16 protein-coding genes are annotated in these 14,260 nt (G+C 71.9%); 4 read left to right on the forward strand and 12 right to left on the reverse strand.

Features of this window, described 5'->3' with window-relative positions; translation table 11 throughout:
* The first annotated feature begins 131 nt into the window (after nt 1-131).
* Nucleotides 132-1,528, forward strand: a protein-coding gene (locus JSY13_RS02770) for an IS3 family transposase (RefSeq protein WP_370428832.1) whose coding sequence is annotated in 2 segments (ribosomal slippage) — nt 132-468 and nt 468-1,528 — 1,398 coding nt in all. Because the reading frame shifts where the segments join, the coding sequence is not laid out codon by codon here.
* A 135-nt stretch (nt 1,529-1,663) separates the two neighbouring features.
* Here JSY13_RS02770 and JSY13_RS02775 read toward each other — a convergent pair.
* The 3 genes from JSY13_RS02775 to JSY13_RS02785 form a co-directional block, all read right to left on the reverse strand.
* A complete protein-coding gene (locus tag JSY13_RS02775; RefSeq protein ID WP_259607484.1) occupies nt 1,664-1,861 on the reverse strand; it encodes a hypothetical protein in 198 nt (65 codons plus the stop codon).
* Nucleotides 1,862-1,941: 80 nt separating this feature from the next.
* Nucleotides 1,942-3,777 carry a thiamine pyrophosphate-binding protein gene (locus tag JSY13_RS02780; protein WP_259607485.1) on the reverse strand — a complete coding sequence of 612 codons (1,836 nt, stop codon included), beginning with the start codon at nt 3,775-3,777 and terminating at the stop codon, nt 1,942-1,944.
* Between the two features lie 124 nt (nt 3,778-3,901).
* The gene (locus tag JSY13_RS02785; protein WP_259607487.1) at nt 3,902-4,726 is read right to left on the reverse strand and encodes a class II glutamine amidotransferase; all 825 of its coding nucleotides are present in this window, start codon (nt 4,724-4,726) and stop codon (nt 3,902-3,904) included.
* 134 nt (nt 4,727-4,860) lie between these two features.
* On the opposite strand from JSY13_RS02785, the gene JSY13_RS02790 reads away from it, so the two are divergent.
* Nucleotides 4,861-5,370 (forward strand): phosphoribosyltransferase, encoded by a 510-nt coding sequence (locus JSY13_RS02790; RefSeq protein ID WP_259607489.1) that lies wholly within the window; start codon nt 4,861-4,863, stop codon nt 5,368-5,370.
* A gap of 30 nt (nt 5,371-5,400) precedes the next feature.
* On the opposite strand, the gene JSY13_RS02795 is transcribed toward JSY13_RS02790, so the two are convergent.
* The 8 genes from JSY13_RS02795 to paaA all read right to left on the reverse strand — a co-directional run bounded on the left by JSY13_RS02795 (nt 5,401) and on the right by paaA (nt 12,084).
* Nucleotides 5,401-5,736 carry a VOC family protein gene (locus JSY13_RS02795; RefSeq protein WP_259607491.1) on the reverse strand — a complete coding sequence of 112 codons (336 nt, stop codon included), beginning with the start codon at nt 5,734-5,736 and terminating at the stop codon, nt 5,401-5,403.
* Nucleotides 5,737-5,792: 56 nt separating this feature from the next.
* A complete protein-coding gene (locus tag JSY13_RS02800; RefSeq protein ID WP_259607493.1) occupies nt 5,793-7,316 on the reverse strand; it encodes an ATP-dependent DNA ligase in 1,524 nt (507 codons plus the stop codon).
* Nucleotides 7,317-7,378: 62 nt separating this feature from the next.
* A complete protein-coding gene (locus JSY13_RS02805; RefSeq protein WP_259607495.1) occupies nt 7,379-8,149 on the reverse strand; it encodes an enoyl-CoA hydratase/isomerase family protein in 771 nt (256 codons plus the stop codon).
* 132 nt (nt 8,150-8,281) lie between these two features.
* Nucleotides 8,282-9,451 (reverse strand): 1,2-phenylacetyl-CoA epoxidase subunit PaaE, encoded by a 1,170-nt coding sequence (gene paaE / locus JSY13_RS02810; protein ID WP_259607497.1) that lies wholly within the window; start codon nt 9,449-9,451, stop codon nt 8,282-8,284.
* Nucleotides 9,451-9,975, reverse strand: a complete 525-nt coding sequence (gene paaD, locus JSY13_RS02815; RefSeq protein ID WP_259607499.1) for a 1,2-phenylacetyl-CoA epoxidase subunit PaaD — start codon at nt 9,973-9,975, stop codon at nt 9,451-9,453. Before paaD ends, paaE begins: the two co-directional genes overlap by 1 nt.
* Nucleotides 9,969-10,829: a 1,2-phenylacetyl-CoA epoxidase subunit PaaC gene (gene paaC / locus JSY13_RS02820; protein WP_259607501.1), complete on the reverse strand. Its 861-nt coding sequence runs from the start codon at nt 10,827-10,829 to the stop codon at nt 9,969-9,971. The genes paaD and paaC overlap by 7 nt, the downstream gene beginning before the upstream one ends.
* Nucleotides 10,826-11,113 carry a 1,2-phenylacetyl-CoA epoxidase subunit PaaB gene (gene paaB, locus JSY13_RS02825; protein WP_259607502.1) on the reverse strand — a complete coding sequence of 96 codons (288 nt, stop codon included), beginning with the start codon at nt 11,111-11,113 and terminating at the stop codon, nt 10,826-10,828. Before paaB ends, paaC begins: the two co-directional genes overlap by 4 nt.
* Nucleotides 11,113-12,084, reverse strand: coding sequence for a 1,2-phenylacetyl-CoA epoxidase subunit PaaA (gene paaA, locus JSY13_RS02830; protein WP_259607503.1), 972 nt, complete (start codon nt 12,082-12,084; stop codon nt 11,113-11,115). The genes paaB and paaA overlap by 1 nt, the downstream gene beginning before the upstream one ends.
* A 142-nt stretch (nt 12,085-12,226) precedes the next feature.
* On the opposite strand from paaA, the gene paaI reads away from it, so the two are divergent.
* Nucleotides 12,227-12,649 carry a hydroxyphenylacetyl-CoA thioesterase PaaI gene (gene paaI, locus JSY13_RS02835; protein ID WP_259607504.1) on the forward strand — a complete coding sequence of 141 codons (423 nt, stop codon included), beginning with the start codon at nt 12,227-12,229 and terminating at the stop codon, nt 12,647-12,649.
* A gap of 33 nt (nt 12,650-12,682) precedes the next feature.
* Here the strand turns inward: paaI and JSY13_RS02840 are convergent, their stop codons facing one another.
* Nucleotides 12,683-13,102: a pilus assembly protein CpaE gene (locus JSY13_RS02840; RefSeq protein ID WP_259607506.1), complete on the reverse strand. Its 420-nt coding sequence runs from the start codon at nt 13,100-13,102 to the stop codon at nt 12,683-12,685.
* Between the two features lie 125 nt (nt 13,103-13,227).
* Between JSY13_RS02840 and dhaK the strand changes: the two genes are divergently transcribed.
* Nucleotides 13,228-14,223 (forward strand): dihydroxyacetone kinase subunit DhaK, encoded by a 996-nt coding sequence (dhaK, locus tag JSY13_RS02845; protein WP_259607508.1) that lies wholly within the window; start codon nt 13,228-13,230, stop codon nt 14,221-14,223.
* Nucleotides 14,224-14,260: the final 37 nt, after the last annotated feature.

A 14,260-nucleotide genomic window follows, 5' to 3' on the forward strand; every position in this document is an offset into this window, starting at 1 on the left:
CCGCTTCGGCGGGGTGCCTTTCCCAGGATCTGTCCGGCCGGGTGGGCCCCGTGCGTCAGGATGGGGTGAGACACCAGCACTGCTGACCTTCGCACTGCACGGGGCGAGAACGGACCAATACTGAGATGACGATGACGGTTGCTGACGTCGGCACCGATGATGGGGCTATGGCTCCTCGTGCTGACCGGCCCAAGAGGCGGACGTTCACCGCCGAGTTCAAAGCGGCGATCCTGGCCGAGTACGACGCCGCGGACCGCTCTGGGCGTGGGGAGATCCTGCGCCGGGAGGGCCTGTACACCTCCCACATCATCGAGTGGCGCAAGGCCGCGGCCGCCGGCTCGCTGTCCGGGCTGGGCAGCAAGCCGCGGGACCGGCGCGAGCGGGAGCTGCAGGCGCTACGGGCCCGGGCGGAGAAGGCCGAGGCCGAGCTGGCCAAGACCAGGGCGGCGCTGGACCTGATGGGAAAAGCACACGCGCTCTTGGAGACGCTCTCCGAGAGCGCGGACAAGCCGCCGCGGTCGCCGCGGTGATCAACCCGGCCGTCGACGGGCTGGCCGAGCACGTCGGCACCGCGGCTGCGTGCGCGCTGCTGGGTCGCTCCCGCGCCAGTCACTACCGGGCCAAGAACCCGCCACCGCCACGTCCACGGACACCGCGGCCGGCACCGGCGAACAAGCTGTCCGCCGCCGAGCGGGCCCACGTGCTGGCCGTGTTGACCAGCCAGCGGTTCGCGGACAAGTCGGTCGCCCAGGTCTGGGCCACGCTGCTGGACGAGGGCACCTACCTGTGCTCGATGTCCACGATGCACCGGATCCTGCGCGAGCACGACATGGCCGGGGAACGGCGCCGGCAGGCGAGCCACCCGCCCCGGACCCGGCCCGAGCTCGTCGCGACGGCGCCGGGGCAGGTGTGGAGTTGGGACATCACAAAGCTCAAGGGGCCGGAGCGGGGCGTGTACTACGACCTGTACGTCGTGCTCGACATCTTCTCCAGGTTCGTCGTGGGCTGGACCATCGCGGCCCGCGAGGACGCCGAGATCGCCAAGAACCTGCTCGAGCACGCCATGGGCATCCATGGCGTGCCGGAGGCGATCCACGCCGACCGCGGGACCTCGATGACCTCCAAACCGGTCGCTCAGCTGCTCGTCGACCTCGGGGTGGCCAGGTCGCACTCCCGCCCGCACGTGTCGAACGACAACCCTTACAGCGAGGCGGCGTTCAAGACGCTGAAGTACGCCCCGGTCTTCCCCGAGCGCTTCGGGTCCCTGGCCGACGCCGGCGCGTTCGCCGAGCAGTTCTTCGCCTACTACAACCACGAGCACCGCCACTGCGGGATCGGGCTGCACACCCCCGCCAGCGTCCACTTCGGCACCGCCGGGCAGGTCCGCGCCCAGCGCCAGGCCACCCTGGACGCGGCCTACGCCGCCCGTCCCGAGCGCTTCGGCCACCGCCGACCCCAGGCGCCCAAGCTGCCCGAGGCCGCCTGGATCAACCAGCCCTCACAGGAGGCCCTCATACAGACCGCCTGACGGAATCTGTCTCACCCGCCTTGACACTTTCCGTCGTCGCATGCAACGTAACGTCTTGGAGTACAGCCTGCACGGTCGCCGTAATGTCTTCGGCAAACTGACGGACTGCGTTGTGCAGCACGTCCTCGGGTGCTGTCACGCCCGCTTGAGGAGGAAATCGAACCCGATGAGCTCGTCGACTGCGCCGACGTCGTCGAGGGGCATCTCGCCGGAAACGCTGATCTCACGCAGGACTGTGCGATCCTCCGTGCCGTATCGCTCCGCTAGGGTCCTTAGAATGCGATCCCGCTCGGCGGTCGCTTCTTCACGCGTCGTCGTCTCGATGATGGTCATGCTTGCCCCCTCTCCATGCTGCATTCATTCTGAAGGGTACCTCCGACATAAGCCTGCATTCCCCCTTTGTCCGGCCAAGGTCAGGAGTTCACGCGGATGATCTCGCGCTGGTACGGGGCGATCACGGCGCCGGAGATGCGCAGGTCGAGCACGAGGAAGCGGCGGGATGCTGGGTCCTCGGCCGTCCATGAGGCCAGCCGGTCGAGGTCGGCGAGGGTGCGCGCGACCACGCCTTCGGCGCCGACGGCCTGCGCCAGCGCGGCGAAGTCGACCTCGGGGATCCGCATCGGCTCCTCGGCCAGTCCCTTCAGGCCGTACAGGTTGACCTCGGTGCCGTAGGCCGCGTCGTTCCAGATCACGGCCATGCCGTGGCCGCCGGCGGCGCGCACCGCGGACTCCAGGTCGGCGATCGCCATCAGGCCGCCGCCGTCTCCCGAGGTCAGCACCACGGTGGTCTCCGGGCGGGCGCGCACAGCGCCGACCACGCTCGGCCAGCCCTGACCGATGGACTGGAACGCCGTGCCGACCATCATCATCCGGTCCGGCGAGGCCACCGGCCAGTACATGTTCGCCCAGCCGATGAAGTGGCCCCCGTCCGACACCACCACGCGGTCCTCGGGCAGCAGCTCGCCGATGCGGCGCGCCGCCGAGCGCGGGTCGAGGCGACCGTCCGGGGCGAGCTCGTCGCCCTGCTCGTACGCGCGTGCCGCGGCGACGTCGACGGTCTCGCGCCAGGGGCGGCGCTGCGCTTCACGCGGAGATGTGCGGTTCGCGCGGCCGTTTGCGGCGGATTCGTCCGCGGGAAGCGCACTTTCCCGCGCGACGGATGCCGCGGCGGGGGAGTCGGATGCGGCCGGGGCGGAGTCGGATGCTGCGGCGGCGGGGGCGGATCCGGCGGGGGAGACGGATGCCGTGGCGGGGGAGTCGGATGCGGCGGGGGCGGTGAGCCGGGCGACCAGGGCCTCGGCGGCGAGCCGGGCGTCGGCGCGGACGTATCCGCCGATGTGCGCATGGGTGGCCGCGGGAGCCACGTCGACCTGGAACACGCGGGTTCCGGGGGCGAACAGCTCGCCGAACCGCATCGTGAACTGGTTCAGGGACGCGCCGAACACCACGGCGACGTCGGCCTCGCGGATCAGGGCCATCGCCCCGTCCGCGCCGAATCCGCCGGTCACGCCGAGGTCGTACCGAGTGTCCGGGAACACGCCCCGGCCGAGGGCCGTCGAAGCGGTGAGTGCGCCGGTGGCATCCGCGAGCGCCCCCAGCGCCTGACCGGCGCCGGCGAGCCAGGCGCCCCGCCCCGCGAGCAGGAAGGGACGCTCGGCGGTGCGCAAGGCCTCCGCGAGCTCGTCCAGCATCCCCTCGGCGAACTCGCCCTTGGGGGCGACCGGTTCCGGGATCCGCGGTTGCGGCGCCTCCGGCACCGGGCCGGCGTCGAGCGCGGCCACGTCGTAGGGGATCGCGAGCACCACCGGCACCCGGTAGGTGAGCGCATGCTCGACCGCGATCACGGTGGTCGCGGCGGCATCCGCGCGGCCGGTGGTGTACGTGCGGGCGCCGACGGCGGAGGCGAGCGCGATCTGGTCGACGTCCCAGGGCCGCGGACCCGAGGTCGGCTCGTCGCCGACCACGAGCACCAGCGGCACCCGCGCCTGCACCGCCTCGGCGAGGGCGGTGATGGTGTTCGTGAAGCCGGCGCCGTACGTGGACGTGGCGGCCGCGATCCGGCCGGATGCCCGGTAGTGGGCGTCGGCGGCGACCACGGCGCCCTGCTCATGACGGACCGCGGTGAACGCGGCATCCGTCTGCTTCTCGAGGGCGTCGAGGAAGTAGGCGTTGCCGTTGCCCATCACGCCGAAGACGTGGTCGACGTGGCGGGCGAGGGTGAGGGCGACGTGGGCGGAGACGCTGGGCATGACGGAGCCTTTCGAGACGGGACGGAGAATGATGCGCTTCCGTATATGTCTCGCCTCGCGCGTCGTCGCGGAGCGCTTCGTGCCCCTTTTTCGGGCACCGGACCGGGGTCCGGACGAGTCGATTCTAGCGTCGGGAGGTCGCGAACGGGGCCTCGGCGCCCGCGAGCTGCACGGTGACGCTGGTGCGGTCGTCCAGCCGGATGGCGGTGACCGACTCGGCAGGCATCGCCGGCCACTCGGGACGCGCGACGCCGGTGGAGCCGATCCGCACGGTGCCGTCCGGATCCTGCGTCCAGCGCAGCGCGTAGTAGTCCTCGTTGTGCTCGTCGGGCAGCCGGTCGAGCCGGGCGATCGCGCCCAGGTCGTCGTCGGAGAGGATGCTCAGTGCGCTCGCGTGCACCACCACCAGCTGCTCGGCGTCCATCACCAGCGCGTTCAGGCTGGCCAGCGGGAACGCCTCGCGCAGCCGCCGGACGACGGTGAGGGTCGCCTCGAACAGCGGCACGCCGGCGTCGAGCTGCTCGCGGATGAGCCGGAAGTACATCTCGCTGTCGGTGTCGCCGACCATCGCGGCGAGGGATGCCGGCGCGAGCAGCTCCCGCGCCCGGCCGATCGGCTTCAGCGTGCCGTTGTGGGCGAAGGCGACGTCGCCGATGCGGAACGGGTGGGTGTTCGCCGCGGTGATCGGCAGGCCCGACGTCGCCCAGCGCAGGTGCACCACGGCCGCGTGCACGTCCTCCGCCATGGCATCCGCGAAGGCCGGGTCGGCGGATGCCGAGCGCGGCGACGTGCGCACCTCGGGTGCGGTGCCGGTGCGCTCGACGCCCGCCCAGCCCCAGCCGTCGCCGTGCAGGCGCGCCAGCGAGCGGAGGCTCTCCATCCCGGTCTCCCCGAGTTCCCGCTCGGCGGTGGAGCGGTCGGGGGAGACGAAGGCGAAGAGTCGGCACATGAGGACCTCGGAGAGCACTGTCACGGGCATCGCGCATCGGGAGGGCGACGCCCTCCTTCGTTTCTACCGCACCTGCGGGCGGATCGGGGCCGCTCTCGTCATCGACGGACATCCGGATGCGGGAGAATGAACGGATGACGGATGCACCGATCGAGCGCGAGACGCTCACCTGGGACGGCTTCGGAGAGGCGACGCGGGAGCTGGCGCGCACGATCCTGGACAGCGGCTTCGTGCCGGAGGTGGTCGTCGCGATCGCGCGCGGGGGGCTGCTGCCCGCCGGAGCCATCGCGTACGGACTCGGCGCCAAGAACTGCGGCGCGATCAACGTCGAGTTCTACACCGGCATCGGCACGGTGCTGGACGCGCCCGAGGTGCTCCCGCCCGAGCTGGACATGGCCTACCTGGACGGCCGCCGCGTGCTGCTCGTCGACGACGTCGCCGACTCCGGGCGCACCCTCGCGCTCGCGGTGCAGCTGCTGAAGGAGAAGGGCGCCGACGTGCGCTCGGTGACGATCTACACCAAGCCCACCACGATCATCGAGCCGGACTACGCCTGGAAGGCCACCGACCTGTGGATCAACTTCCCGTGGTCGTACAAGGGCACGGTGCGCGAAGAGGATCTCGGCCTGGCGCCGTCCGCCTGACGGCACTTCCGAGCCGCGCTCACGTGCGGCTCACATGCCGGCGAGGGCGATGCGGTTGCCGTCCGGATCGATCAGCACGACGTGCCGCACGCCGTTGCCGTACTGCTCCACGGGCTCGTGCTCGACGCCCAGCCGCTGCAGACGCGCGAGCAGCACGCCGAACCCGTCGACGGCGATCGTCAGCTGCGCGCCGCCGGCCTGCCGCTGCTCGGCGAGGGCGATCCAGGCGCTGTCGGTGATGTGCCAGAGGATCTCGTCGCCGGTCGCGTCGTCGGGCTCGCGCTGGAACAGGTCGCGGTACCAGGGGACCGAGACGCGCAGGTCGGATGCCGGGATCACGCTGTACAGGTGCGTCATGGCTGCCATGGGCGCATGGTACCCAGTGCGCCTCGGGCCGCCGGTGGAGTCGCCGGCGGCGCCCCTCACCCGCGCAGCAGGGCGCGCAGAGTCTGGATGGTGTCGGCGTCGGCGGGCTGCTTGTCGGGCCGGTACCGCTTGACGCGCGCGAACCGCAGCGCGATCCCGCCCGGGTAGCGCGGGGACCGCTGCACCCCGTCGACCGCGATCTCGACCACGAACTCCGGGCGCACGTGCACGGCGTAGCCGGTGCGATGCGTCTCCGCCTGCGGGAACGTCTCGGTCTGCCAGCGCAGCAGCTGATCGGTGAGCCCCTTGAACGTCTTGCCGACCATCACGAAGCCGCCGGGTTCGCCGAACTCGCCGTCCGGGTCGCGCGCGCCGAGGTGGAGGTTGGAGAGCATCCCGCGCCGCCGGCCGGACCCCCACTCTGCGGCCAACACGATGAGGTCGTAGGTGAGCACGGGCTTCACCTTCACCCAGGACTTGCCGCGCCGTCCCGCGGTGTAGGGGGAGTCGAGCGCCTTGACGACGACGCCCTCGTGCCCGGCGGCCAGGGCCCGGCGGGACAGCTCCTCCGCGGCATCCGGATCGGCGGTGACGACGCCGGGCATCCGCCACTCGCCGGCGATGCGTTCGAGCTCGGCGAGGCGGACGGAGAGCGGCTCGTCGATGAGGTCGCGGCCGTCGACGTGCAGCACGTCGAAGAACCACGGCCGCAGCAGCAGCTCACGGGACACCTCGGCGCCGAAGCGTGACATGGTCTCCTGGAACGGACGCGGTCCGCCGTCCTCGTCCAGCGACAGGGTCTCGCCGTCGAGGATCAGCTCGCGGGCGGGCAGTCCGCGCACGATCTCGACGATCTCCGGGACCCGGTGTGTGATGTCGGCGAGGCTGCGCGTGTAGACGCCGACCTCGTCGCCGCGCCGGTGCACCTGGATGCGGGCGCCGTCGAGCTTGTACTCCACGGATGCCCGGCCGGTGATCTCCAGCGCCGCGGTCGGCGTGGCCGCCGTCGCGGCGAGCATCGGCAGCACCGGGCGGCCGACCCGGAGCCCGACCTCCTCGAGCTCGCCGGCGGCGCCGGTGAGCGCCACGACGGCCGTCTCGCCGAGGTCGCCCGACAGCATGGCCGCGCGCCGGACCGTCGCCGCCGGGTGCCCCGAGGCGCGCGCGATCGCGTCGAGCAGCACTCCGGACAGGGCGCCGGTGCGCATCTCGCCGAGCATCGCCCGGGCGAGGAAGTCCCGCTCGGGTGCCGTCGCGCGCGAGGCGAGATCGCGCAGCACCGCGGTGCGCGTGGCCGCGGAGCCGGTCCCGGATGCCGTCGCGAGGCGGTCGAGAGCGCCGTCCACGTCGTCGATCGTCAGCGACGGGGCATCCGCATGCTCGGCCTCGAGGGCCGTGAGTCCGCGCCAGCCGACGCCGAGCCGCCCCTGCCGCGGGGCGGCGAGGAGGAGCCCGGTGAGCGCGGCGATCTCGCCGGGTTCCGCACGGGCGAGCAGCCGCGCGAGCGCGTCGATCTTCGCCAGCCGCGACGACGTCGCCGCGACCTCGTCGGCGGTGGCGACCAGCTCGGAGAGCTTCATCCCCGCATTCTCGCACCCACCGCCGACACCGGGCCGACCCTCCATCGGACCCGGGTGCGGGCTCAGCGGCCGCGGAACCGGGGCCGCCGCTTCTCCTGGAAGGCGGCGAAGCCCTCGCGGTAGTCGTCCGTGTCGCACAGCGCGGCCTGGGCGGCGTTCTCGATGTCGATGGCGTCCCAGAGGGCGAGCCGCTCGTCGCGGATGCGGGCGACGAGCTCCTTGCTCGCCAGGAACGCCCGGGTCGCGCCCCGGGCGGCGGCCTGCGCGGCCTCCTCGGTCGCCTGCCCCACCTCGTCGTCCGGGAAGGACCGGGAGAAGAGCCCGGCGGCCACCGCCTCCGCGCCCGACATCAGGCGGCCGCTGTAGATGAGGTCGAGCGTGCGGTGCGCGCCCAGCCGGTCGACGAACAGCGCGTGCCCGCCGGAGTCGAGCGTGGCCCCGAGCGCCGCGAACGGCGACCCGATCTTCGCCGACTCGGCCACGTACACCACGTCGGTCGCGATCAGCAGGCCGAGACCGACACCGAGGCAGGCGCCGTGCGCGACGGCGAAGGTCGGCGCGGGGAAGGCGGACATCCGCTTCAGCAGCGGCGTCACCACTCCGCCCAGGTAGCCGATGACGTCGTCGTCACGCGGGTCGACCTGCGATATGTCGCGGCCCGCGCAGAACGCCCGGCCCTCGCCGCGCAGCACGAGCGCGCGCACTCCGGCATCCGCTGCGGCCTCGTAGGCGCGGCCGAGGTCGTGCAGCGCCTGCTCGTCGAGGGCGTTCAGCCTGGCAGGCGCGTTCAGCGTCACGTGCGCGACGTCGTCCGCGATGTCGAGATCGATCATGGATGCTCCTTCCGTGCCCTTCGACGGGCTCAGGGACCCTTCGACGGGCTCAGGGACCCTTCGACGGGCTCAGGGACCCTTCGACGGGCTCAGGGACCCTTCGACGGGCTCGCCAGGGCCCGAGCCCTCGTGTCACACGTCGTAGTCCACCACGAGGCGGTCGGTGGTGGGGTGCGATTGGCAGGTGAGCACGTACCCGCGCTCGATCTCGTCGGGCTCGAGGGCGTAGTTCTCGGTCATCGTCACGCTGCCCTCCAGCACGCGCGCACGGCACGTGCCGCATACCCCGCCCGAGCAGGCGAACGGGGCATCCGGCCGCACCCGCAGCGCGGCGTTCAGCACCGACTCGTGCGCATCGACCGGGCTCTCCACGGTGGAGGAGACACCGTCCAGGCGGATCTCGATGCGGTGCGTCTTCTCGCCCTGGCGCACCTGCACCGGGCGCGGACCGCGCTCGGCCGGGGCGTCGCCGGTGGTGAACAGCTCGAAGCGGATGTGCTCCCGCGGTACCCCGAAGTCGGCCAGCACCTCCCGGCACAGGTCGACGAGCGCGAACGGCCCGCACAGGAACCACTCGTCCACGGTCGACGGCAGGATCAGGGTGCGCAGGATCGTGCGTAGCTTCTCATCGTCGATCCGTCCCGACAGCACCGGCGCCGTGCGCTGCTCGCGGGACAGCACGTGGTGCAGCACGAGCCGCGTCGGATACCGGTCCTTGAGCTCGGCGAGGTCCTCCAGGAACATCACGTCGCTGGTCGACCGGTTCGTGTACAGCAGCGTGAACCGGGTGGTGTCGGATGCCGCGAGCAGGTCGTGCGCCAGCGACATCAGCGGCGTGATGCCGGACCCGGCCGCGATGCCGGCCACGTGCGCGCCGTCGAGCTCCTGCAGGCCGGAGGTGAACGTCCCCTGCGGGCTCATCACGTCGATCCGGAACCCCGGGGTCAGCTCGGTCTGCGCCCAGGTCGAGAACAGCCCGCCCTCGTCGCGCTTGACGGCGACGCTGAGCGTGGTGCTCTCGCCCTCGGCCGCCGGGGCGGGCGGGCGGCACAGCGAGTACGACCGGCGCACCTCCGCCCCCTCCAGGTGCACGCGCAGCGCGACGTACTGGCCGGGCAGGTAGTGGTACTCGTCCACGAGCTCCGGCGGCACCGTGAACGTCACCTCGATGGCGTCGTCGGTCAGGCGGCGCACGTCCGAGACGGTGAGGGTGTGGAAGCGGGCGCGATGGCGCTCCTCGCGCGCCGGCAGACGGGGCGGCCGCGCCGGCGCCGAGGCGGGCACGCGGAACAGCGTCGTCATCAGATCACCTTGAAGTGGTCGAACGGCTCCAGGCACGCCCGGCACTCGTAGAGCGCCTTGCACGAGGTGGAGCCGAAGCGGGACACCTCCCGCGTGTCCAGCGACCCGCAGCGCGGGCAGCGCACGCTCAGCGCCAGGCGGATCGGGCCCTGCCGGTGCGCGGCCCGCCCGGTCGGCGGCGCGATGCCGTACTCGGTGAGCTTGCGCCTGCCCTCCTCGCTCATCCAGTCGGTGGTCCAGGCGGGGGACAGCACGAGCCGCACCTCGACGTCGCCGAACCCGGCAGCGGTGAGCGCCAGCACGATGTCGTCGCGGATCGCGTCCATCGCCGGGCATCCGCTGTACGTCGGCGTGATGTCGACCCGCACGTGCTCTCGGCCCTCGCGCTCGGTGACCTCGACCTCGCGGAGGACGCCGAGATCCTCGATGGTGAGGACCGGCACTTCGGGGTCGAGGACGGATGCCGCGATGCGGCGCGCCTCCTGCGCCCGCGCGGTCCGGTGGGGAGCGTGCTGCGTCACCATGTCGCCCCCGGATGCCGTCGGGCGAGCACCTGCATCTCGGCGAGCAGATGCCCGAACGGGGTGGCGTGCGACCCGCGCCGGCCGCCGGCCGAGGACGCCGGGCCGGCGGGAGCCTCCAGGCCCGCCTCGGCGAACACGGTCTCCACGACGGCGTCGAAGCCGGAGCGCAGCGAGGAGGGTCGCACCGCGACGCCCTCCAGCCGGTCGATGAGCGGCTCGTCGCGGAACAGCTCGTCCACGTAGGGCCACACGTCGCCGAGGGCGCGGATGATCCGGCGCCGGGACTCGTCGGTGCCGCCGGCGAGGCGGAGCACCCACTGCACGGCGTGGTCGCGATGGTAGTCGACCTCCTTCACCGCCTTCGCGGCGATGGCGGCGAAGGTCGCATCGGTGGAGGAGCGCAGCGAGGAGTACAGCTCGTACATGTACGCGGATGCCGCGAACTGCCGCGCGATGGTCTGCGCGAAGTCGCCGTTGGGCTGTTCGACCAGCCAGCTGCTGCGGAACTCCGGCTCGTCGCGGAAGTAGGCCAGGTCGTCCTCGCTGCGCCCGTCCCAGGAGCCGGCGTAGCGCAGCAGGGAGCGGGCGTGCCCGAGCAGGTCGAGGGCGATGTTGGCGAGCGCGACGTCCTCCTCGAGCTCGGGGGCCCGGGAGATCCAGGCGCCGAGCTGCTGCGACAGGATGAGCGCGTCGTCGCCGAGCCAGAGCGCGTACTCGGCGACGTCCGCCGAGGGGGCGCGGCCGCCGGCGCCGGCGAGCTCCTCGGCGAGCCGGAGCTCGTCGACGGAGACGTGGACGTCGTGCGGGGACGCTTCGACAGGCTCGGCGTCCGGGGTGCGGCGGGGCGTGCTCACAGGTGCGGCACCCCCTCGGACGCGGTGTAGTACACGGCGTGCCGGTAGTTCTTGCCCGCCGGGCTCTCGAAGAACGCGTCCTTGGCATCCGGATCGCTCGTCGTGATGGCATCCGCCGGCACCACCCAGATCGAGACGCCCTCGCCGCGCCGGGTGTACAGGTCGCGGGCGTTGCGCACCGCCATCGCGGCATCCGGGGCGTGCAGCGAACCGACGTGCACGTGGCTGAGCCCGCGGTTCGCGCGGACGAAGACCTCCCACAGCGGCCAGGTGTCCTCGAGCATCACGCCACCTCCGCGCGCAGCGACTGCTTCCGCGCGTACTCGGCGGCGGCCTCACGCACCCAGGCGCCCTCCTCGTGCGCGCTGCGCCGGCGCTCCAGCCGCTCCGCGTTGCACGGGCCATTGCCGCGCAGCACCTCGTAGAACTCGTCCCAGTCGATCTCGCCCATGTGCCAGCGGCCGGCCTCCTCGTCCCAGCGCAGCTCCGGGTCCGGCAGCGTGACCCCGAGGATCTCCGCCTGCGGCACCAGCATCCCGACGAAGCGCTGACGCAGCTCGTCGTTCGAGAACCGCTTGATCTTCCACGCCATGGACTGGGCGGAGTTGGGGGACTGGTCGTCCGGCGGGCCGAACATCGCCAGGCTCGGCCAGTACCACCGGTTCACGGCGTCCTGCGCCATCTCGCGCTGCTCGTCGGTGCCCTGCATCAGCGTGAGCAGGATCTCGAAGCCCTGCCGCTGATGGAACGACTCCTCCTTGCAGATGCGCACCATCGCACGCCCGTACGGACCGTACGAGGCGCGGCAGAGCGGCACCTGGTTGCAGATCGCGGCGCCGTCCACGAGCCAGCCGATCGCGCCCATGTCCGCCCAGGTCGGGGTGGGGTAGTTGAAGATCGAGGAGTACTTCGCCTTGCCGGCGAGGAGCTGCTGCATCATCTCCTCGCGGCTGATGCCGAGCGTCTGGGCGGCGGAATAGAGGTACAGCCCGTGGCCGGCCTCGTCCTGAACCTTCGCCATCAGGATCGCCTTGCGCTTCAGGCTGGGAGCGCGGGTGATCCAGTTGCCCTCCGGCTGCATCCCGATGATCTCGGAATGCGCGTGCTGGGAGATCTGCCGGATCAGCGTCTTGCGGTACGCGTCGGGCATCCAGTCGCGCGGCTCGATGCGCTGCTCGTGCGCGATGAGCTCGTCGAAACGAGCCTGGGCGTCCGGCTCATCGGCCACGAGCGTGAGGTCTGCGGGGCTCGTCATCGTCGACTCCTCGAATCGGGACTTCTTTACTAACCGATCGTTAGGTTATTCTTGCACACATCCGCCGAGGACGCACGAGCATCACACACGGGGCGATGCGGCGCTCGGCTCGACGCACGGGAGACGCACGGGAGGTGTGCCGATGGACGGTCGTTCCGCCGATATCGGGACGGAGGCGCCGGAGCTGCGGCCCATGCTGCGCGCCGACCGGGCATCCGCCGCGCTCGGCATGGTCGTGGAGCTGGACGAGCCCGGCCGCGCCGTGGTGTCGATGACCGTCCGCGAGGACATGCTGAACGGCTTCGGGATCACGCACGGCGGTCTCGTCTTCACCCTCGCCGACACCGCCTTCGCGATCGCCTGCAACGAGGACGACCGCATCACCGTGGCGCAGGGCGCGGACATCGCCTTCCTCGCCTCGACGACGGCCGGGCAGCGGCTGACGGCCACGGCGGAGCGGCGGATGCGGCGGGGCCGGACCGGGCTCTACGACATCCGCGTGGTCGACGAGACCGGGCAGATCGTGGCCGAGGTGCGCGGCCGCTCCTTCACCACCGACCGCTGAGACGCCGCGCCCGTCCGCGGGTCCGGCCGCGGGTCACTGCGCGCGGCGGAGCAGAGCGAGCAGGGCGAGGCCGTACGCCTCGGCGGGGTCCGGATGCTCGAAGCGGAGGTCGTCGCCCAGGACCTCGATCTCGACGACGAAGGAGTCGCGGAGCCTGCGCAGCGCCCGGAACGTGCCGCCCAGCAGCCGGCGCAGCTGCTCCTCCTGAGGCAGCCACACCGCGTCGGCCAGCGTGACCGAGTCCAGGGCCCACTCCGTCGTGCCGTTGAAGGCGAGGATGGTGCCGGTCGGGGTCCGGCGGGCCTCGATCGTCATCTCGCTGACTGTGAAGACGTCGGCCTCCACCTCCAGCTCGACCTCGTCCGGCAGGTCGAGCTGGAACCGGTCGCCGGGGGCGGGATGCCACACGAGGCCGGCATCCCGCAGCTGGAGGGCGAGCTCGCGTGTGATCATCCTTCCACGGTAGAGCGCGGCGGGCCGCGGCGGGCGGATCGCGGTCCCTGTTGACATCGTCCGCGGCGCGGACCATGTTCGACAGGGGGACGGTCCGTCGCCCTGTCATCGAAGGAGATCGACCCATGAAGAAGCTCATCAACGCCCCCGAGGACGTGCTCGTAGAGTCGCTGCGCGGGGTGAGCCTGGCGCATCCCGAGCTGTCCGTCGACCTCGAGACGCACGTGATCACCCGCGCCACGCCGAAGGACGAGGGCAAGGTCGCCGTGGTCTCGGGCGGCGGCTCCGGGCACGAGCCGCTGCACGGCGGCTACGTCGGGTACGGGATGCTCGATGCCGCCGTGGCCGGCCAGGTGTTCACCTCGCCGACGCCCGACCGCGTCCAGGCGGCCACCAAGGCCGTCGACCGCGGCGCGGGTGTGCTGCACATCGTCAAGAACTACACCGGCGACGTGATGAACTTCGAGATGGCCGCCGAGCTCGCCGCGATGGACGGCATCGAGGTGGGCACGGTGGTCGTGGACGACGATGTCGCCGTGCAGGATTCGCTGTACACCGCAGGCCGTCGCGGCGTCGGGCTCACCGTGCTGCTGGAGAAGCTCGTCGGCGCCGCCGCGGAGGAGGGCCGCGACCTGGCATCCGTCGTCGAACTCGCGAAGCGCATCAACGGGCAGGGCCGCTCGATGGGCATGGCCCTGACCAGCTGCACCGTCCCCGCCGCCGGCAAGCCGACCTTCGACCTGCCCGAGGATCAGATGGAGATCGGCATCGGCATCCACGGCGAACCCGGACGTCACCGCGAGCCGCTCGCCCCGGCGCACGAGATCGCGCAGAAGCTCGTCGACCCGATCCTCGGCGACCTGGACGCCGCCGGAGCTCCTGCGATCGTGATGCTGAACGGCATGGGCGGCTCGCCGCTGATCGAGCTGTACCTGATGTACGGCGAGGTGGCCGCGCTGCTCGAGAACGCCGGGGTGCGGATCGCCCGGAACCTGGTGGGGAACTACATCACCTCGCTCGACATGGCCGGCTGCTCGCTCACCGTGCTCAAGGCGGACGACGAGCTGCTGAGGCTGTGGGACGCGCCGGTGCGCACGCCGGGCCTGCGCTGGGGCCTGTGACCTGGCCCGCGCGGCATCTCTCCGACCCATCCGCTGA

Source organism: Microbacterium neungamense (genome assembly GCF_024971095.1).
Lineage (GTDB): Bacteria > Actinomycetota > Actinomycetes > Actinomycetales > Microbacteriaceae > Microbacterium > Microbacterium neungamense.